The following is an 18,933-nucleotide window of genomic DNA, read 5'->3' on the forward strand; positions in this document are numbered from 1 at the left end:
AGGTGGCGTCGGCGGTCATGCGCCTCGCCGTCCGGCACCCGGCTCGCGGCGGTCTCCGTGCCGGGTGCGGTACACGAAGCAGCCGAGTCAGGCGCCTGGAGCGCCCCAACCGGTCGAAGTGCTCGGCGTGACCTGCGAGTTCCGATCCGCTGACCGGCTACACCACCCGGCTGGACGCCATCCGCGGGCGCGATCCGCCCGCGGGCCCGGAACCCCGCGGGCCCGGAACCCCGCAGGCCCAGAACCGCGGGCCCGGAACCCCGCAGGCCCAGAACCCCGCAGGCCCAGAACCGCGGGCCCGGAACCCCGCAGGCCCAGAACCGCGGGCCCGGATCCCCGCGGACTCGGCCGAGCCGGCGGGCCAGTCCGAGGGGCCGCCGGGCCGGTCCCCGTACGGCTTCCCGTACGGCGGACGCGGCCGCCTCCCGCGCGAGCCCGCCGCCGCACTTCCAGCCGTCCCTGCTCACCGACCGGCTCGACGTGCCTGCCTTCCGGCAGCCCCGTGGTCCCGTGCCGGCGTGCGGCCCGCGCACCGGTCCTCGCGGCCACTCGCGCGGGCCGGCCGTGGATGGTGTCCCGCCGAGTGGTGTAACAGCGATCGCCGTATAGCCCCTGGTCGAGGCGCGGATCGAGGCGGCCGCGCCCACCCCCTTCTGCCGGTGTGTCAGCAATAGGAGGCCGCGAGCCGTCCGCCGCGTTCTCGGTCGCGATATAGCCCGAGGTCAGCCGGATGAGGTGCGCGGCAGAGGCCGTCGAACCTGACCGCCCATCAGGCAAAGGATGATCACGAACGGGCCGATTGTGACCACGACCTGCACTTTCACCTTGATCCCGTTACACCACACGAGGGGACACGACCCGGCCGTGCCGCTCGGTGGCCCCGCCGCACCGGGGGCGGAGAGCGTCGTGTGCGGGAGGGCCCGCGCTCGCCGCGCCGCGAGCGGATGCGGCCGTGGCCGCCCCCGGCCGGGCGCGAGCACGCCCGCAGACGCCCGTCGTACGACGAACGGCAATGAGGCGGATGGCGTCCCGCCGAGTGGTGTAGCCGATCAAGCTGGCGGAATCCGCATGTCGCGGCCCGAATCGCCGTCGCCGGCGGCCCTGTTGGGGCTCGCCGAGCCGGGACCAGCGGTGATCGCACGACGGACCGCAGCGGCACGTACCGGACGGCTCCGAAGCGGAGGCGACGGACCGTGATCGGCTACACCACGACGCGGGACACGACCATGAGGCGCGGATCCGCCCCGAACCGCCGGGCGCGGGAAGCCGCCTGCTCCCGTCGCGCGGCCGGCGGCCGCCGGGCGGGTCTCGTGGTCACCGGCCCGCGGCCGGCCCGCTCGGCGCAGGTCGGCCGGGAGACGACGTTGCCGGGCTCGTCGCCCTTGGTACGGTCGAGCCGAACCGGCCCGCGGACACGGCCCGATCGGCCTCCGCGACCGGTGCTCACGCGGCGGCGCGTTCGATGCCCGGGGGCGAAGTCGCCCGCCGGCGGCGAGCGTCGGCGGGCACGGAGGGAGACACTCTCCATGGCCGCCGCCCGCGTGGAACGGCGCGTGGCCGCCGCCCGCGCGGAAGGGCGCATGGGCGGCTCGCTTCGAGCAGGCCCGCCGGCCTCCACGAGCCGGCCGTGCGGGGCGGCTCCGCCCCGCGCATCGCCCGAGCGGGCCGGCTGCCGAGCGGGCCGGGTGCCGAGCGGCGCCTTGCGTCAACGCCGCGATCCTTCAACGACAAACTTGGAAGAAAACGGGCCATAACATGCAAGAATCCGCTTTAACCCATCAGTCACAAAGCGTTCGTGATCACGCAACACCACTCGGCCAGAGTGGCGCCATGACCGATGTGAACTCCGCGACACGCACCCGCCGCCACCACTGGCGGCGGGACCTCGTCGAACTGGCCGCACTGTTCACCGCCGTCGCCGTCGCCGACGCCATCGCGAACACGATCGCCCACGGCCCCGACGGGCCCTGTCTGCTGATCGCCTCGGCCGTCACGCTCATCGCCACGGTCGCGTTCCACACCTGGTGGGCACGCCGCCACAGCCACGCACCTCCGGCCGCCGACACCGGCGGTGCCACAACCGGCGGCTCGGGGACCACCGGTGCGTCCCGGACCACCGGCGCGTCCGGTGCCGGCGGCCCGGCCGGCGCGCGGGGACCGGCTCCCCGTGAGACCGCGCTGTGGCGCATGCGGACGACCGTCCGGGACGAGCCGGGCAGCCTCGCCGCCCTGTGCGGGGCCCTGGCACGGCACCGGGTGGACATCCTGACGCTCCAGACGCATCCGCTGGCCGACGGCACCGTCGACGAGTTCCTGCTGCGGGCACCCGCCGCCCTCGAGGCCGAGGAGATCACCCGGGCGGTGTCGTCCGCCGGCGGCAGCGGCACCTGGATCGAGCGCGCGGACGCCCACGATCTGGTCGACACCCCGACCAGGTTGCTGGGCCTCGCCACCCGGACCGCTCTGGACACGGCCGAACTCCCGCTGGCACTCAGGCAGTTGCTGGGCCGCTGCACCATCCGCTCGCGGCCCGCCGAAACCCTCGGGGGCCGGCCGGGCGTCGAGCAGGTCCCCGAGGAAGGCGTCCTGGACGAGACGGTGATCCGGCTGCGCGACCCGAACGGCGGTACGATCACGGTCGAGCGCCCGTGTCCGCCCTTCACCCCGACCGAGTTCGCCCGGGCCCGCGCCCTGGTCGAACTCGACGCCCGCCTCGGCCCGCGCGTCCCGCGCTCCCAGGACGTGCTGACGCTGCCGGAGGGAAACGAGATCACCGTCCGCCGCGCGGACCAGGGGGACGTCGCCGCCGCCCGCGCGATGCACGACCGCTGCTCGGCGCGGACCCTGGGGATGCGCTACCACGGGCCGGTCGCCGACGCGGACCGCTATCTGAACCATCTCCTCAGCCCCCGGTTCGGCCGCACCCTCGCCGTGGAGACGGTGTCCGGCCGGATCGTCGCCCTCGGCCATCTGCTGTGGGACGGCGACGAGACCGAGGTCGCGCTCCTCGTCGAGGACGAGTGGCAGCGGCGCGGGATCGGCGCCGGACTGCTGGGCCGGCTGGTGGCACTGGCCGTCGAGGCGGGGTGCGAGAACGTGTACGCCGTGACCCGGTCGTCCAACACCGGCATGGTCGCCGCCATGCGCGGGCTCGGCCTCCCGCTCGACTACCAGGTGGAGGAGGGCACCCTCGTGATCACCGCACGCCTCGACCCGGCTCCGGCGCGCTCAGGGCTTCCGCCGGACGCATCGTGTTCGCTGACCCGGGAGCCGGAGCGGGAGCCAGAGCCGGAGCGGGAGCAGGGGCCTGAGCCGGAGCGGGAGCCAGAGCCCGAGTGGTCCCGTCCGGGCCGGGCCGAGCGCTGAGCGCCCCGCACAGATCGGCCCAGAGGTCCTCGACGTCCTCCAGCCCGACCGACATCCGCAGCAGCCGGTCGCTGACGCCCGCGGCGCGCCGGTCTCCCTCGGCCACGATCCGGTGGCTGATGGAGGCCGGGTGCTGGATCAGCGTGTCGACGCTGCCGAGGCTGACGGCGGGCGTGATCAGCCGGACGGCGGCGATCACGTCGCGCGGGTCCCCGCAGACCTCGAAGGAGACCATCGCGCCGCCGACCGACGGATAGTGGACCCGGGCGACGCGAGGGTCGGCGGAGAGCCGGCGGGCGAGGTCGGCGGCGGTCGCCGACGCGGCCCGGACCCGGACCGGCAGCGTTGACAGCCCCCGCAGCAGCAGGTAGCCGGCCATCGGGTGCAGCACTCCTCCGGTCGCGAAGCGCACCTGCCGCAGCGCGGCGGCGAACTCCTCGTCGCAGGCCACCACACCGCCCATCACGTCGCCGTGGCCGCCGAGGTACTTGGTCGCGCTGTGCAGCACGAGCCGGGCGCCCTGCTCGGCGGGCCGCTGGAGCACCGGGGTGGCGAAGGTGTTGTCGACGAGCAGCGGGACCGAGCCGCAGGAGTGGGCGAGCGCCGCGATGTCGGCCTCGGCCAGCGTCGGGTTGGCCGGGCTCTCGACCATCACGAGCCCGGTGTCGGGCCGGATCGCCGCGGCGACGCCCGCCGGGTCGGTCCAGGTCACCTCGGTGCCGAGCAGTCCGCCGTCCAGCAGGTGGTCGCTGCACCCGTACAGCGGCCGGACCGCCACCACATGGCGCAGCCCCATCGAGGCCCGGACCAGCAGCACCGCGGTCAGGGCGGCCATTCCGCTGGCGAAGGCCACCGCGTCCTCCGTACCCTCGAGCCGGGCCAGCGCGGTCTCGAAGCGGGCCGTCGTCGGGTTGTCCAGCCGGGCGTAGACGGGCGGACCGTCCAGCCGCCCGCCGGTGGAGGCGAAGGCGTCGATGCGCGCGGCCTCCCCCTCCACGTCGTAGGAGGGGTAGGTGGTGGACAGGTCGATCGGCGCGGCGTGCAGGCCGAGCCGCACGAGGTCCTCGCGTCCGGCGTGCACGGCTTCGGTGGCGAGCGCCCGGGTGGGTGCGGGGGCGTTCGAGGGGGCGAATTCCATGGCGCGCACTCTGGACAATTACCGGACGGTAGGGCGGTTACTCCGTGCTACGTTCGGGCCATGGCTGATTCTGTCGTTCTGGACCCGGTCGATCTTCACATACTGCGCGTCCTGCAGAACGACGCACGGACCACCTACCGGGAGGTGGCCGCCGAAGTGGGCGTCGCGCCCTCCACATGCCTGGACCGGGTGAGCCGGCTGCGCCGCAGCGGGGTCATCCTCGGGCACCAGCTGCGACTGGATCCGGCCAAACTCGGAAGAGGGCTCGAGGCGCTCCTGATGGTTCAGGTCCGTCCGCACCGGAGGGAACTGATCGGTCCGTTCGTCGAACGGATCCGGGCCCTGCCGGAGTCACGTGCGCTCTTCCATCTCACGGGGCCCGACGACTATCTGGTGCATGTCGCCGTGACCGACACGGCGGACCTGCAGCGGCTGGTGCTGGACGAGTTCACGTCACGGCGTGAAGTCGCCCGTGTGGAGACCCGACTGATCTTCCAGCAGTGGGACTGCGGTCCCCTGCTGCCGCCCGCTCAGGACGCCACCGGGCATGCTCATTTGTCAGCCGACCGGAGCCCCGCGAGACCGGCCGGTGATGACGCCGGCCACCCGCGCGTATCAGGATGAGCGCATGCCAGAGACACCGAGCAGCGTGCTGCCCCGCCAGGTCGCCGACGCCTATGTCGACGCCCTCGTCGCCCTCGACCCGATCATCGGTACCTACCTCGGAGTCCCGGAGAGCGCGGGCCTCCTCCCCGACTTCTCCCCGGCCGGCCGGGAGGCCGTGGCCGAGCTCGCCCGCGCGACGCTCGTCCGGCTCGACGAGGCCGAGAAGCTGCCCGGCGCGGACTCGGACGCCGAACGGCGCTGCGGCCGTCTGCTGCGGGAACGGCTCACCGCCGAACTCGCCGTGCACGACGCCGAGGAGGGCCTGCGCATCGTCAGCAACCTGAGGTCCCCCGCGCACAGCGTGCGCAACGTCTTCACCGTGATGCCGACGGCGTCCAAGGAGGACTGGACGGCGGTCGCCGAACGCATGCGGGCGGTGCCGGACGCCCTCGCCGGCTACCGCGCCTCGCTGGCCCTCGGGCTGGAGCGCGGGCTCCCCGCCGGTCCGCGCGCCACGGCCGCCTTCCTCGCACAGCTCGACCAGTGGACGGGCGGGACCGGCCGCGCGGACGGGACCGACGGAGCAGACGGAGCAGACGGAGCGAACGGCAGCGGCTGGTTCGAGGACTTCGCCGCCACCGGCCCGGACGGACTCCGCGCCGAACTCGACGCCGCCGCGGCGGTCGCCACGTCCGCCCTCCGCTCCCTGCGCGACTGGATGCGCGAGGTGTACGCCCCCGGAGTCGAGGGTGCCCCCGACACGGTGGGCCGAGAGCGCTACGCCCGGTGGGTCCGCTTCTTCAACGGTACGGACATCGACCTCGACGAGGCCTACGCGTACGGCTGGTCCGAGTACCACCGGCTGCTCGGCGAGATGGAGTCCGAGGCCGACAAGATCCTTCCGGGTGCGGGCCCCTGGGACGCACTGGCCCACCTCGACGTGCACGGCACCCACATCGAGGGTGTGGAGGAGGTGCGCGAGTGGCTGCAGGGGCTCATGGACGAGGCCATCGCCGCCCTGGACGGCACCCACTTCGAACTCGCCGACCGGGTAAGGGTGGTGGAGTCCCGGATCGCGCCGGCCGGCAGCGCCGCCGCTCCCTACTACACGGGACCCTCCGAGGACTTCTCACGCCCCGGCCGGACCTGGCTGCCGACCATGGGCGAGACCCGCTTCCCCGTGTACGACCTGGTCTCCACCTGGTACCACGAGGGCGTACCCGGCCACCATCTGCAGATCGCGCAGTGGGTCCACGTGGCCGACCGGCTGTCGCGCTACCAGGCGACCGTCGGCGGGGTGAGCGCCAACGCGGAGGGCTGGGCGCTGTACGCCGAGCGGCTCATGGACGAACTCGGCTTCCTGCCGGACGCCGAGCGCAGGCTGGGCTATCTGGACGCCCAGATGATGCGCGCCTGCCGGGTCATCGTCGACATCGGCATGCATCTGGAACTGGAGATCCCCGCGGGGTCGCCGTTCCACCCCGGCGAGCGCTGGACACCGGAGCTGGCACAGGAGTTCTTCGGCCGGCACAGCGGACGGCCCGGCGACTTCGTCGAGAGCGAGCTGACCCGCTATCTGTCCATGCCCGCGCAGGCCATCGGCTACAAGCTGGGAGAACGGGCCTGGCTGCTGGGAAGGGAGCGTGCCCGGGAGGCACACGGCGACGCCTTCGACGCGAAGGCATGGCACATGGCGGCACTGTCGCAGGGTCCGCTGGGCCTGGACGACCTGGTGGACGAGCTGTCGAGGCTGTGACGGCGGGAGTCGTACCGCGAGGTCCGGACGCACGGGCCGCCGGGCGGTCCGCCCGTGCGTCCGGACCGAGCGGGATCCCGTGGTGCGGCGGCGCCCGATGAGCGCCGCCGCACCGCTCGGCACCGGCGGCAGCCGCCCCCGGCCGGTGGGGCAGCCCCGCGGTCCGCTCCGTCTTCTGCGCCGCGGGGGCGGATGCGACGGCGGTGCCGTTCGCCCCGCACCGGGACACGGCCGCAGCGCTGTGCCGCCGCGCTGCGATGAGGGCTGCCGGGCGAGCGGCCCGAAGGGCGCAGGAAGACGTCCTGGTGGCCGTCCATGAGGCGCGGCAGGACGGGCGGACCCAGGCGGGACATCGCGTACATGATCGGGGGCGACTCGCCCTCGGGCATCGCCGCGAAGGACGCCGGGGGGAGAGAGGATCCTCAAGGAAAGCCTCGCCTTCGTCCGGCTCCGCCACCCGCACGGCGGCTGCAAACCGTTCCACGATCTGCTCGGCACGACTCCCGAGATCCTCGAGGCACACCGTGTCACGGGCGACGACTGCTCCGTGCTGAAGGTCGCCGCCCGGTCCATGAGCCACCTCGAGGAGATCGCGGGCCGGATCGGACTCGGCGCCGTGACGACGAGCGTCGTGTACTCCTCGCCCCTCCCCCGGCGGCCGCTCAGCCGCCGACCGGGGACGACCGCAGCCGCACGGCCGAACCGTCGCGCTCCTTGACCACCTCGAGCCGGGCGGGGATCCGGCGGCGCAGGTCGGCGACATGGCTGACGATGCCCACGCTGCGGTCGCGTTCCCGGAGCGAGTCGAGGACGTCGAGCACCTCGTCGAGGGTCTGGTCGTCGAGGCTGCCGAAGCCCTCGTCGATGAACAGGGTGTCCAGCCGCGCGCCGCCGGCCTCGTCGGTGACGACGTCGGCGAGGCCCAGGGCGAGCGCGAGCGAGACGAAGAAGGTCTCCCCGCCGGACAGCGTCGCCGTGTCCCGCTCCCTGCCGGTCCACGCGTCGACGACGTGCAGACCGAGTCCGGAGCGCTTGCCGCCGGAACGGGCGTCGGAGTGGACCAGCGTGTAGCGGCCCGCGGACATGCGCCGGAGCCGTACGGTGGCCGCCGCGGCGACCTGCTCCAGCCGGCCCGCCAGGACGTACGACTCCAGGCGCATCCTGCGCTCGTTGTCGGCGGAGGTGCCCGCGGTGAGGCCGGCGAGCCGGGCGACGCGCTCGTAGTCGTCGCGCAGCGGGCCGAGGCGGCGTGCCTCGGCCGCGGCCAGACGCGACAGCCGGTCGAGTTCCGCACAGCGTTCCCGGGCGGAGTCGAGCGCCGAGACCGCGTCGCGCAGTGCGCTCTCGGCGGCGTCGAAGACGCGCAGCGCCGCCTCGGGCCGGGCGGGCGGGCCGGCTGCGGCCGCGCGGGGTCCCGGTTCGGCGAGGCGGTCGGCCACCGCGGCCTCCTCGGCCTGCCAGGCGTCGAGCCGCCGCTGAAGGTCGCGCTGTCCGGCGTCGTCCAGCAGCGCGGTGGCCGCGTCGGCCGGGGTGCCGTACCCGGCCCGGAACGCCGCGTCGGAGAGCCGGTCGTCGGCTTCCTTCAGACGGCGCGCCGCGGTGTCCGCCGCGCGGACGGCCTCCGCGGCCTCGTGGAGCAGGGCGATGCGCCGCTCCAGCAGCGCGGTCCGATCGGCGACGGTGCCGCTGCCGCCGACGGCCCGCGCCACCTCCGCGTCCAGCACGGTCTGCTCGCTCTCGAGGGCCTCCCGCCGCGACGTCCGCGCGACGGCCCGCCGTTCGGCCTCCTGCCGCGCCGCCAGCCGCTCGCCGTGCTCCCGCTCGGCCCGGTCCAGTGCCTCGCGGGCGTCGTGCGTCCCGGCCGCCAGCGCGTGGGCTTGCCGGTGCTCGCGCTCCAGCCGGGCCACGACCTCCTCCAGGGCCGTGAGGGCGGGGTCGGCGGGCGCGGCGTCCGCCGTGCCGCCGCCTGAGTGCTCGGCGACGGCCACGGCACGGGGGGACCCGCCCACCGCGGTGGGGTCCGGGGCGGCGGCGGGGTCCCGCCGGACCTCCGCGGCGCCGCCGGCCGGTGCCTGAGTTCCCCGAGCGCCCGGGCCCGTCGGCTCACCGGCGCCGTCCGCCGCCTCTCCGCCGCGCAGGTCGTCGGGCGCCGCGGACGGTGACGGCACGGACGGCGACGGAACTCCCGGCTCGGACACGAACGACGACGGAACACCCGGCTCGGACACGAACGACGACGGAACACCCGGCTCAGGCACGGACGACGACGGGACACCCGGCTCGGACACGAACGACGACGGAACACCCGGCTCGGACACGAACGACGACGGAACACCCGGCTCGGACACGAACGACGACGCACGCCGGCCTCCACCGTCACCCGGGACCTCGGGGGCCGACTCGCGCGCCGCCTCCCTCGCAGCCGTGAACGCCCCCCGCAGCACGGCCAGTTCCCGTTCGGCCTCGGCGCGGGCGCGGTCGGCGGCGGCGTACTCCTCATAGGCGGCGTCCTCCGCCGCGCGGTCGACATGGGCCTGGCCCGGCCTCGCCGGTGCGGGGTGCTCCGTGGCGCCGCAGACGGCACAGGGTTCGCCGGGGGCGAGCCCGGCGGCGAGTTCGGCGGCGATGCCGAGGAGCCGGCGCTCCTTGAGGTCGAGCCACTGCTCACGGGCCGCGCCGGCCCGCTCGCCCGCGCTGCGTCGGTCGTGCTCGACGGCATCGGCCCTGGCGGCCAGCCCGTCGCGGTCACGGGCGGCGGTCACCCGGCGGCGGGCCGGTTCCAGCCGTCCCGCGAGGTGTTCGGCGCGGGTCGCGGCCTCCTGCGCGGCCTCGATCCGGTCCTGTAGCGAGCGGCGCACCGTGTCCCAGTCGGCGAGCCAGCCCTCCGCGTCCCGGAGGATCACGTCGTCATCGCGGGACTGCCGGTCGAGTTCGCCGAGTTCGCGGGCGATGCCGGCGCTGCGCAGTTCGGCGCGGCGCGCGGCGTCCAGGCCGCCCAGTTCCTGCCGGAGTTCGTGCTCCAGTTCGGAGAGCCGCTCCGCTCCCGTGTCGGCCAGTGCCGCGGGGAGGGCGGCCCGGACCCGCCGGGCGGCGGCGTCGGCCGAGTCGTGCTCCCGTTCGGCGTCCTCGCGCAACCGCAGCGCCGGACCGACCAGTTCGGCCCGGCGGGCCTGCTCCAGGCGTGCTCGTGCGCGTTCCGTCGCGGGCCGCCGCTCCGCCAGTTCCCCGGCCCGCCGTACGGCGTCGTCGTGGCGCCGCTGGAGTGCGGCCAGTTCCCGTTCCGCGTCCAGCTCGTGCCGGGCGGCGGACTGGCGGGTCCGGGCCGCGGACCGGGCCGAGGCGGCGACGGCGAGGGATTCCCGGGCGTCCGCGCGGGCCACGGCGGCCCACTGCAGCACCGCGTCGGCGAGGCCGGGGTCTCCCGGCCGGTGGGTGGGGGCGGGCCAGGCGCCGGCCGCGTTCCCGGCCGCCTGGCCCATCCGGTGGGCCAGGGCCAGCAGTCGCTCGTCGCCGTCCCGCACCTGCTGCTCGGCGGCGCGGCGCAGTTCGGCGAGGCGTGCCTCGACCAGGGCGAACCGGCGGGTGTCGAAGAGCCTGCCGAGCAGCTTTCCGCGTGCTTCGGCGTCCGCCCGCAGAAAGCGCGCGAACTCGCCCTGCGGCAGCAGGACGACCTGGCAGAACTGGTCCCGGCTCATGCCGACGAGCTGGGCGATCTCGTCGCCGATCTCCTGGTGGGAGCGGCTGAGTGCGGTCCACTCGCCGCGCGCGGCGTCGTACTCCCGAAGTCGGCTCTGCGCCTTCTCGGTGGTGACGCCCGTGCCCTTCTTCTTGGGGCGGGGCTGTGCGGGACGGCGGGTGATCTCCAGTCGGCGGCCGCCCGCGGTCAGGTCCAGGCACACCTCGGTGCAGGTGCCGGCGGGGGCGTGGTCGCTGCGCAGGGAGGTACCGGGGCCCTGCCGGTCGCCGGGCACCGCGCCGTACAGGGCGTAGCAGACGGCGTCGAGGACGGACGTCTTGCCCGCCCCCGTCGGTCCGTGCAGCAGGAAGAGGCCAGCGGCGGACAGCGTGTCGAAGTCGATCTGCTGCCGTGTGGCGAAGGGACCGAAGGCGGTGATCTCCAGCCGGTGCAGTCTCACCCGGCCACCTCGCGGACGGCGGTGTCGACCCGTACGTCGTCGAAGGCGTCGCGGAGCAGGGCGCGTTCGAGTTCGTCGGGGCCGCCGCCCCCTCGGACATGGGTCACGAAGTCCTCGGCGATCTGGTGGTCGTCGCGGTCGCGCACCCGCTCCGCGTAGGTGGCGGGCGCGGCCCCGCCGGTGCGTTCGGGGGCGAAGACGAGACTCAGGGTGTGCGGGAAGCGTGCGGTGAGCCGCGCCATGGGGTCGGCGGGCCGTACCGGGTCGGTGAGGGTGGCCTCGACCCAGGCCGTCTCGTGGCGTGCCAGCGCGGGGTCGGCCAGCAGTTCCTCGATCCGGCCCTCGATGCGGGCGAGGGGCCGGGGCACCGGGCAGTCCAGCCGCTCGGCGGCGATCTCCCCGGCCGGGCCGAGGTCGACGAGCCACATGGTCTTGCGGTGGCGGGTCTCGGAGAAGGAGTACGCGAGGGGGGAACCGGAGTACCGAACCCGCTCGCTGACGGTCTGGCAGCCGTGCAGATGGCCGAGGGCCGCGTAGTGGGCGCCGTCGAAGAGCGCGGCGGGGACTGCGGAGACACCGCCGACGGTGATGTCCCGCTCGCTGTCGCTCGGTTCGCCGCCCGCGACGAAGGCGTGTGCGAGGACGACGGAGCGGGTGCCCGGCGCCCGCTCCGCGAGGTCCGCGCGCACCCGGTCCATCGCCGCGCCGAGCACCGCCTCGTGGCCCGCGGCCGTGCCGAACTCGTCCCGGACGAGGGCGGGTTCCAGATACGGCAGGCCGTAGAAGGCGACGTCGCCGTGCCGGTCCCGCAGCACCACGGGGGTGGCGCAGCCCGCCGGGTCGGTGCGCAGATGGATTCCGGCGCGCTCGATCAGCCCGGAGGCCACCCCGAGCCGGCGGGCCGAGTCGTGGTTCCCGGAGATCATCACGGTGGGCACGCCCGCGTCCGCCAGCCGGTGCAGCACGTCGTCGAACAACTCCACGGCGGCCAGGGGCGGTACGGCCCTGTCGTAGACGTCCCCCGCCACGAGTACGGCGTCCGCCTCGTGTGCGAGAGCCGTGTTGACCAGGTGGTCGAGGAACGCCTGCTGTGCGCCGAGCAGGCTCACCCTGTGGAACGTACGCCCCAAGTGCCAGTCCGACGTGTGCAGAAATCTCAAGAAACAGCTCCGACCTGATCGTGTCCCCTCCCCGGCCCGGAAGCCGGCGCCCGGCCAGGGCTCGGGGCCCACCGGACGGCACCGACCACGTTAGCGCCGTTGGTCGTCCGCTTCCCCCGGAGCCTCGGTTTTCACCCGGTTCCGGGAGCGGTCCCACCGGACCGGGTCCCACCAGGCCGGGTCCCACCGGACCGGGCCGTCCGACTCTCAGGTGTCCCCGTACGCCTCGCCACCGAGTTCCAGCGCGGCCGTGCCCGCGGTGGTGTCCGCGAGCCAGGCGCGGAAGGCGTCCACGTCGGAGTCCGGCAGGCCGATCTCGATGGTCACCGACTCCCCGTAGCGCACGTCCCGTACCTCCCGGCCGGTCGCGCGCAGATCGTTCTCGACCTTGCCGGCGCGCTGGTGGCCGACGGTGACGGTGGCGAGCCGGAAACGCCGCCGGGTCACGGTGCCGAGCGCGTCCAGGGCCTCGCCGACGGCACCGCCGTAGGCGCGGATGAGCCCGCCCGCGCCGAGCTTCACCCCGCCGTAGTAGCGCGTGACCACGGCCACGGCGTAGCGGACGTCGCGGCGGAGGAGCATCTGCAGCATCGGCACCCCGGCCGTGCCTCCGGGCTCGCCGTCGTCGCTCGCCTTCTGCACGGCGGCGTCGGCGCCGACGACGTACGCGAAGCAGTTGTGGGTGGCGGTCGGGTGCGCCCGGCGGACGCGCGCGACGAAGTCCTGCGCCTCCCGCTCGGTCGCGGCCGGGGCGAGCGCGCAGACGAAGCGCGATCGGCTGATCTCGGTCTCGTGGACGCCCTCGCGGGCGACCGTCCGGTACTGCTCCTGCATCCCGCCACCCTATGCCGCCGCGCGGTCCGCAGGATCCGCCTGGCGTGCCTGGTACGCCTGATCCACCTGGCCCTTCCGGTCCGCCTGATTCTTCCGGTGCGTGGGGCGTGCCTGGTGCGGGGGTCGGTGGCCCCCCGGGGCCGGGGACCCGGGCGGGTGGGGGGCGGTCGTCACGGCTCGCGGAGGCGGCCGCCGCGGGGGCCCGGGCCCCCAGTGCGGTACGGGGCCGTCGGCGGCCTCCCCGCGTCCACCGGGAATGCCGAGGGGCCGCCGGCCGTTGCCCATTGCGGCGGCCAGACCGGCTCAGTGGCGGGAGACCGGCGCCGCGGCGAGCGAACGACCAGGGAGGCAGCACGTGCACAGCGAGACGGACAGCGTCCGCAGGATCCTCAACGATCTCGGCGACACATGGGCGATCGTCGGCCTCTCCTCGAACGAGCGGCGCGCCGCCTACGGGGTCGCGAAGGTGCTCCAGCGCTACGGCAAACGCATCGTGCCGGTGCACCCGAAGGCCGAGAGGGTCCACGGGGAGCAGGGCTATCCGTCCCTCGACGCCGTTCCGTTCGACATCGACGTCGTGGACGTCTTCGTCAACAGCGCCCTGGCCGGCGCGGTCGCCGACCAGGCCGTGGCCAGGGGTGCCGGTGCCGTGTGGTTCCAGTTGGGCGTCATCGACGAGGCGGCGTACGAGCGGACCCGCGCCGCGGGCCTGGACATGGTCATGGACCGCTGCCCGGCGATCGAGATCCCGCTCCTCGACTGAGGCCGTCCTCCGAGGAGCACAAGCGCGGCCCCACCGGGGGCCGCCTGGTGCAGCCCCGCCGACGGCCTGCATTGGCGCCCGGCCGGGGGCACGAGCGGGCACGGACGGCCACGGGCGGGCACGGGCGGGCACGGACAGACCCAGACAGACACAGACGGGCACAAACGGGTACGACCCGCCCGGCGATGCGGGCGGGGGCCGCGACCCCGCTCGGCGCCGAACACCGACGCGCCTTCAGGCGGTCAGGCGGTCAGGCGGTGCCGAGGCCTTCGAGCACCACGGCGCCGGGGAGCCCGGCGAAGACCTTCCCGGGCACGATCAGCTTGCCGCGGCGGCGGCCGCTGCCGACGAGCACCCACTCGGTGCCGACGACCGCGGAGTCGACGAGCAGGGGCCAGCCGGCGGGCAGGCCGATCGGGGTGATCCCGCCGTACTCCATGCCCGACTCGTCCGTCGCGGTCTCCATGGGCGCGAACGAAGCCTTGCGGGCGCCGAGTTGCCTGCGCACGACGCCGTTGACGTCGACCCGGGTCCTGGACGGGACCAGGCACGCGGCGAGGGTCGACGCACCGCCGCGCCTGCCGGCCACCACGACGCAGTTGGCCGAGGCGGAGAGGAGGCCGGCGCCGTGGTGCTCGACGAACACGGCGGTGTCGGCGATGGCCGGGTCGGTGTCGACGTACAGCAGTTGCCGGGCCGGGACGCCACCGCTCCAGGCCCGTACGGCGTCGGCGACGGGGGCGACCAGGAGGTCGAGGCACTCCGGGGCGGGCCGTGCGTCGTCGAAGTCTCCGATGGGTGCGCGCATGACGGGCACGCTACAGCGGACGGGGTCCACCGGGCCGGACCTCTCGGCGGACAGGGCCCCTCGGCCGGGTCCTCAGCCGGGGTCCTCGGCCGGGTCCTCGGCCGGGCCCTCAGCGGACGGGAGGGATGGAGACGGCCATGGTCATCTCGACCGTCCCGGCGCCCGCGTTGCGGTAGACGTGGGGGACGTTCGCCTCGTAGGTCGCCGAGGTTCCGGCCGGCACCGTGTACGGCTGCCCCTCGACGACGAGGGTGAGTTCCCCGGATGTGACGTGCAGGAGTTCGACGGTGCCGTCGGGGTGGGGGTCGGACGCGCTCTCCTCACCCGGCGCCAGCGTCCAGGACCAGAGTTCCAGCGGGCCACGGGCCTCGGCGCCGACGAGCAGCGTGGTCGAGCTGCCGCCGGGGGTGGACCACATGCGTACGGCCTGCTCCCGCGGCACGAGCCGGACCTGCGGTCCCTGGTCGTAGTCGAGCAGTGTGGTGATGCTGACGCCGAGCGCGTCGGCGAGCTTGACCGTGGTGCCCACGCTGGGATTGGTGCGCGCCTGCTCGATCTGGATGATCATGCCGCGGCTGACGCCCGAGCGGGCGGCGAGGGCGTCGAGCGTGAAACCCCGCTCGCCGCGCCAGCGCTTCAGGTTGCGGGCGAGCGACTGCGTGAGCTGTTCGAGGTCCGACACATTCCGTCCAATATTTTTGATAGACCAGTTCAACCAGCTGTACTACGGTGTGGTGCACCCGATTGTTCACCGAACTGTACTGCGAGGCATCGATGACAGCCCTGTTCGCCCTGGCCACCAGTCTTCTTTGGGGGCTGGCCGACTTCGGCGGCGGACTGCTGACGCGACGCACCCCCGCGCTGACGGTCGTGGTCGTCTCGCAGACCATCGCCGTGGCCGTCCTCGGCGTGATCGTCGCGCTCATCGGCGGCTGGAGCGAGGCGGGGCCCCTGCTCTGGTACGCGGTGGCGGCAGGTGTCGTCGGCCCGGTGGCGATGCTGAGTTTCTACAAGGCGTTGGCCCTCGGCCCCATGGGCGTCGTCTCCCCCCTGGGATCGCTCGGGGTCGTGGTGCCCGTCTCGGTGGGTCTGCTCCTGGGCGAGCGGCCCGGGCTGCTCCAGTTCGCGGGCATCGGCGTCGCCGTCGCCGGCGTTCTGCTCGCGGGCGGCCCGGAACTGCGGGGCGCGCCGGTTCAGCGCCAGGCGATCCTGCTGACCCTGCTCGCCGCGTTCGGTTTCGGCTCCGTGATGGCGCTCATCGCCGAGGCATCGACCACGATCACCGGCCTGTTCCTGGCACTGTTCGTGCAGCGCGTCACCAATGTCCTGGTGGGCGGCGCGGCGCTGGTCGTCTCGGTGAAGCGGGGCGGCCGCCTGCTCCCCGAGGACGGCGGGCCCGGCCTGATCGTCCGCTCGCTGCCGGCCCTCGCCTTCGTCGGCCTGGCGGATGTCGCCGCCAACGGCACGTACTCCATCGCCGCGCAGCAGGGCCCGGTGGCGATCGCGGCGGTGCTCGCCTCGCTCTATCCCGTGGTCACCGCCCTGGCCGCGCGCGGCGTGCTCAAGGAGCGGCTGCGCGCGGTGCAGACCGCCGGCGCCGGGCTCGCGCTCGTCGGGACGGTCCTCCTGGCGACGGGCTGACCGCCGTCCGCGGTCCCACCGGGCCACCGGGCCACCGGCCGGTCAGCGTTCGTCGAGGTCGGCGAGACCGGAGAGACCGGAGAGATCGTCGCGATCGGGAAGATCCGCGAGACCGGCCAGGGCGACCAGTTGCTCCGGTGTCACACCCTCCGGGATCGGCAGCGGCGCGGGCGTCCGCATCGGCGGCTGCCAGCCCTCGACCGGGTCCCAGCTGCGGACCACCCTGGCGGGCGCACCGGCGACCACCGAGTGGTCGGGCACCTCGCCGCGGACGACGGCCCCCGCCGCGACCACGACGTTGCGGCCGAGGCGGGCCCCCGGCAGGATCACGGCGCCCGTGCCCAGCCAGCAGCCGGGCCCGATCTCCACGGGCTCGGCGCGCGGCCACTGCTTGCCGACCGGCGTACACGGGTCGTCGTAGCTGTGGTTGGTCGATGTGATGTAGACGTACGGGCCGCAGTACGTGTCGGAACCGATCCGCACCCGGGTGTCGGCGATGACATGGCTGCCGCGACCGAGCACCACACCGTCGCCGAAGGTGAGGATCGGGTCGGGTCCGAGGTCGAGGCCGGGCATCATGCCCGCGGTCAGCGTCACCTGCTCGGCGATGATGCAGTGCTCGCCTAGCTCGATCCACGCCTCCCCGAACACCGTTCCCTGCGGGAACGCCAGCCGGGTACCGGCGCCGATGGCACGGAAGCGCAGCGGGCCGGGCCGCTCCGCCGTCACCGCGCCCGCCTCCCGCACCCAGCGCCAGCCGGCGTGCACGGCCCGCGACACCAGTCGCCGCCACCAGGAGACCGGCGGGAGGAACGTGTTTCGGTTCTTCGGCACCAGGCCACGTTAGTGGGCCCGGACGCGGGCAACCCGGGACGTGCGCTGTGACCTTCACCCCACGCCGTGCGGCGCGTGGATCCGCGGGGGAAGCGCCGCGGAGCGCTGCGGGTGGAATTGCGAGGGGCGGTCCAGACGGCAGTCTGGGGTGGGAGGACCCGAGTGCCCGCGACGAGCCGGAGCGAGGCGGAGCCGAAGGAAGGTGAACCGGAGGCGGAGCCGAAGGAGGCGAATGAACCGGAGGGGGATGCGGGGGCGCGGGAACGAGAGGACGCGGGAACGCGGGAACAAAAGGACGCGGCGCCGGGAAGCTGACGAGTACACGCGGGAACGAGGAGAAGGGACCAGGGTGGCAGCAACCAGCGAACCCCTGCGTGATCTGGTACGGCGCCATCGGGAGCCGGCAGTCGTCCAGACGGTGCGATCCACCGCCGCCGCGGTCGTCTCCTATGTCATCGCCCTCCGGTTGAGCGGCGAACCGGTACCCCTGACCGCACCGCTGACGGCGCTGCTCGTCGTCCAGGTCACGCTCTACTCGACGCTCACCACCGGCATCCGGCGGGTCAACTCGGTCGTGGCCGGTGTGCTGATCGCGATCGGTTTCAGCGCCCTGGTGGGACTGAGCTGGTGGAGCCTGGGGCTGGTGATCCTCGCGTCGCTGGTGATCGGGCGGTTCGTGAAGGTCGGCGAGTTCGTGCCCGAAGTGGCGATCAGCGCCATGCTCGTCCTCGGTGTGACACAGGTGACGGAGACGGCCTGGGACCGGGTGCTCGAGACCCTGATCGGTGCGGTGGTGGGGCTGCTCTTCAACGTCCTCTTCGTACCGCCCGTCTGGGTGGGCGACGCCAGCGCGGCGATCAACGACCTCTCGGGGCGGATGCGGGGCCTGCTGGCGCACATCGCCGAGGAACTCGGCGAGCACACCCCGGTGGCACGGGCGGCTGCCCGGCTGCACGAGGCCCGCCGGCTCGACCACGACATCGTGCAGGTGGACGCGGCGCTTCGGCAGGCGGAGGAGAGCCTGCGGCTCAATCCACGGGTCAAGGAGCCGGAGCTGTCCCGGGTCGTGCTCAGAACCGGGCTGGACACCCTGGAGATCTGCGCGGTGATCCTCCGGGTCTCCTGCCGGACGCTCACCGACCTGGCGAAGACCCAGCCCACCGGCACCATCTTCCCGCCTGCCGCGACCAGGGGGCTACAGGACCTGTTCGGTCATCTGTCCGATGCCATCGGGGCCTTCACCGCCCTGATCACCACCCAGATGTCCGTCGCCGGTGCGGACGCCGAGGCCCGCCTCTCCCAGGAACTCTCCGAGGGCCGCGCCTGCCGGGACCGCGTCGCCGCGGTGCTCCTCGACGGCCTCCGCGAGGACCGGCGGAACTGGCAGCTGCACGGGGCGCTGCTGGCCGAGGCCGACCGGATCCTCGACGAACTGGACGTCGAGAAGCGGTCCGAGCGCCTCATCGAGGAACTCGACCGGCACGCCCGCGAGCGCCTAACGCGCCGCAGGCGGCTCGACGAGGTGAAGGTCCGAGTCCGCCGCGGTCTGGGGCGGAACGGGGAGTGAGACGGGGCGGGCGGGGGCGCCTCGGCGACCGCCGGCGCTGGGGCACACCGGGGCGGCCGCACCGGCACCGAAGTGCGGTGCGGCCGCCCCGGGTATGAGCGGCGCGGGCCGGGCTCAGCGGCCGGACTTCCTCATCCGCTCGCCGGCGTCGTGCGCGGCCTCCTGGGCCTTGCCCGCCATCTGCTCGCCACGGCCCTCGGCCTGCATCCCGCGGTCGCCCATGGCCTTCCCGGCGGATTCCTTCATCTTGCCCTTGGCCTGCTTCGCCTTGGCCTTTGCCTTGCCCATGTCGGTTGTCCCTTCGTTGTGGGGGGTGGACTTGCA

General features: G+C 74.2%; 13 protein-coding genes and 2 pseudogenes. 7 read left to right on the forward strand and 8 right to left on the reverse strand.

The window, feature by feature from the left end; translation table 11 throughout:
* Positions 1-1,830 precede the first annotated feature (1,830 nt).
* Positions 1,831-3,366, forward strand: a complete 1,536-nt coding sequence (locus tag DDQ41_RS10625) for a GNAT family N-acetyltransferase (protein WP_262508422.1) — start codon at positions 1,831-1,833, stop codon at positions 3,364-3,366.
* Here DDQ41_RS10625 and DDQ41_RS10630 read toward each other — a convergent pair.
* A pseudogene (locus DDQ41_RS10630) lies at positions 3,293-4,504 on the reverse strand (trans-sulfuration enzyme family protein); the annotation flags it as partial. The gene DDQ41_RS10625 and the pseudogene DDQ41_RS10630 overlap by 74 nt on opposite strands.
* 60 nt (positions 4,505-4,564) lie before the next feature.
* Here DDQ41_RS10630 and DDQ41_RS10635 point away from each other — a divergent pair.
* From DDQ41_RS10635 to DDQ41_RS10645, 3 genes and pseudogenes are all read left to right on the forward strand, one after another.
* Positions 4,565-5,128: an Lrp/AsnC family transcriptional regulator gene (locus DDQ41_RS10635; RefSeq protein ID WP_109294279.1), complete on the forward strand. Its 564-nt coding sequence runs from the start codon at positions 4,565-4,567 to the stop codon at positions 5,126-5,128.
* Positions 5,129-5,132: 4 nt separating this feature from the next.
* Positions 5,133-6,866: a DUF885 domain-containing protein gene (locus tag DDQ41_RS10640; RefSeq protein WP_109294280.1), complete on the forward strand. Its 1,734-nt coding sequence runs from the start codon at positions 5,133-5,135 to the stop codon at positions 6,864-6,866.
* A 430-nt stretch (positions 6,867-7,296) separates the two neighbouring features.
* Positions 7,297-7,584: pseudogene (locus DDQ41_RS10645) on the forward strand (Lrp/AsnC ligand binding domain-containing protein); the annotation flags it as partial.
* Here the strand turns inward: DDQ41_RS10645 and DDQ41_RS10650 are convergent.
* From DDQ41_RS10650 to DDQ41_RS10660, 3 genes are all read right to left on the reverse strand, one after another.
* Positions 7,529-11,002, reverse strand: a complete 3,474-nt coding sequence (locus DDQ41_RS10650; RefSeq protein ID WP_109294281.1) for an AAA family ATPase — start codon at positions 11,000-11,002, stop codon at positions 7,529-7,531. The pseudogene DDQ41_RS10645 and the gene DDQ41_RS10650 overlap by 56 nt on opposite strands.
* A complete protein-coding gene (locus tag DDQ41_RS10655) occupies positions 10,999-12,162 on the reverse strand; it encodes an exonuclease SbcCD subunit D (protein ID WP_109294282.1) in 1,164 nt (387 codons plus the stop codon). The genes DDQ41_RS10650 and DDQ41_RS10655 overlap by 4 nt, the downstream gene beginning before the upstream one ends.
* A gap of 207 nt (positions 12,163-12,369) precedes the next feature.
* Positions 12,370-12,996, reverse strand: a complete 627-nt coding sequence (locus DDQ41_RS10660) for a YigZ family protein (protein ID WP_109294283.1) — start codon at positions 12,994-12,996, stop codon at positions 12,370-12,372.
* Between the two features lie 355 nt (positions 12,997-13,351).
* Between DDQ41_RS10660 and DDQ41_RS10665 the strand changes: the two genes are divergently transcribed.
* Positions 13,352-13,759, forward strand: a complete 408-nt coding sequence (locus DDQ41_RS10665) for a CoA-binding protein (protein ID WP_262508423.1) — start codon at positions 13,352-13,354, stop codon at positions 13,757-13,759.
* 250 nt (positions 13,760-14,009) lie between these two features.
* Here the strand turns inward: DDQ41_RS10665 and DDQ41_RS10670 are convergent, their stop codons facing one another.
* Both DDQ41_RS10670 and DDQ41_RS10675 read right to left on the reverse strand, forming a co-directional pair.
* The gene (locus tag DDQ41_RS10670; RefSeq protein ID WP_109297664.1) at positions 14,010-14,567 is read right to left on the reverse strand and encodes a YbaK/EbsC family protein; all 558 of its coding nucleotides are present in this window, start codon (positions 14,565-14,567) and stop codon (positions 14,010-14,012) included.
* Between the two features lie 109 nt (positions 14,568-14,676).
* On the reverse strand, positions 14,677-15,249 hold the full coding sequence (locus DDQ41_RS10675) for a helix-turn-helix domain-containing protein (RefSeq protein ID WP_109294285.1): 573 nt from the start codon (positions 15,247-15,249) through the stop codon (positions 14,677-14,679).
* Positions 15,250-15,341: 92 nt separating this feature from the next.
* Between DDQ41_RS10675 and DDQ41_RS10680 the strand changes: the two genes are divergently transcribed.
* On the forward strand, positions 15,342-16,208 hold the full coding sequence (locus tag DDQ41_RS10680) for a DMT family transporter (protein ID WP_109297665.1): 867 nt from the start codon (positions 15,342-15,344) through the stop codon (positions 16,206-16,208).
* Between the two features lie 42 nt (positions 16,209-16,250).
* Here DDQ41_RS10680 and DDQ41_RS10685 read toward each other — a convergent pair whose 3' ends face one another.
* A complete protein-coding gene (locus tag DDQ41_RS10685) occupies positions 16,251-17,042 on the reverse strand; it encodes an acyltransferase (protein ID WP_109294286.1) in 792 nt (263 codons plus the stop codon).
* Between the two features lie 349 nt (positions 17,043-17,391).
* Here DDQ41_RS10685 and DDQ41_RS10690 point away from each other — a divergent pair, with 349 nt between their 5' ends.
* Positions 17,392-18,609 carry an FUSC family protein gene (locus DDQ41_RS10690; RefSeq protein WP_109294287.1) on the forward strand — a complete coding sequence of 406 codons (1,218 nt, stop codon included), beginning with the start codon at positions 17,392-17,394 and terminating at the stop codon, positions 18,607-18,609.
* A gap of 114 nt (positions 18,610-18,723) precedes the next feature.
* Here DDQ41_RS10690 and DDQ41_RS10695 read toward each other — a convergent pair whose 3' ends face one another.
* Entirely contained in the window at positions 18,724-18,897 is a 174-nt protein-coding gene (locus DDQ41_RS10695; RefSeq protein WP_017948441.1) for a CsbD family protein, read from the reverse strand.
* Positions 18,898-18,933 lie beyond the last annotated feature (36 nt).

This window comes from Streptomyces spongiicola, assembly GCF_003122365.1.
Classification (GTDB): domain Bacteria; phylum Actinomycetota; class Actinomycetes; order Streptomycetales; family Streptomycetaceae; genus Streptomyces; species Streptomyces spongiicola.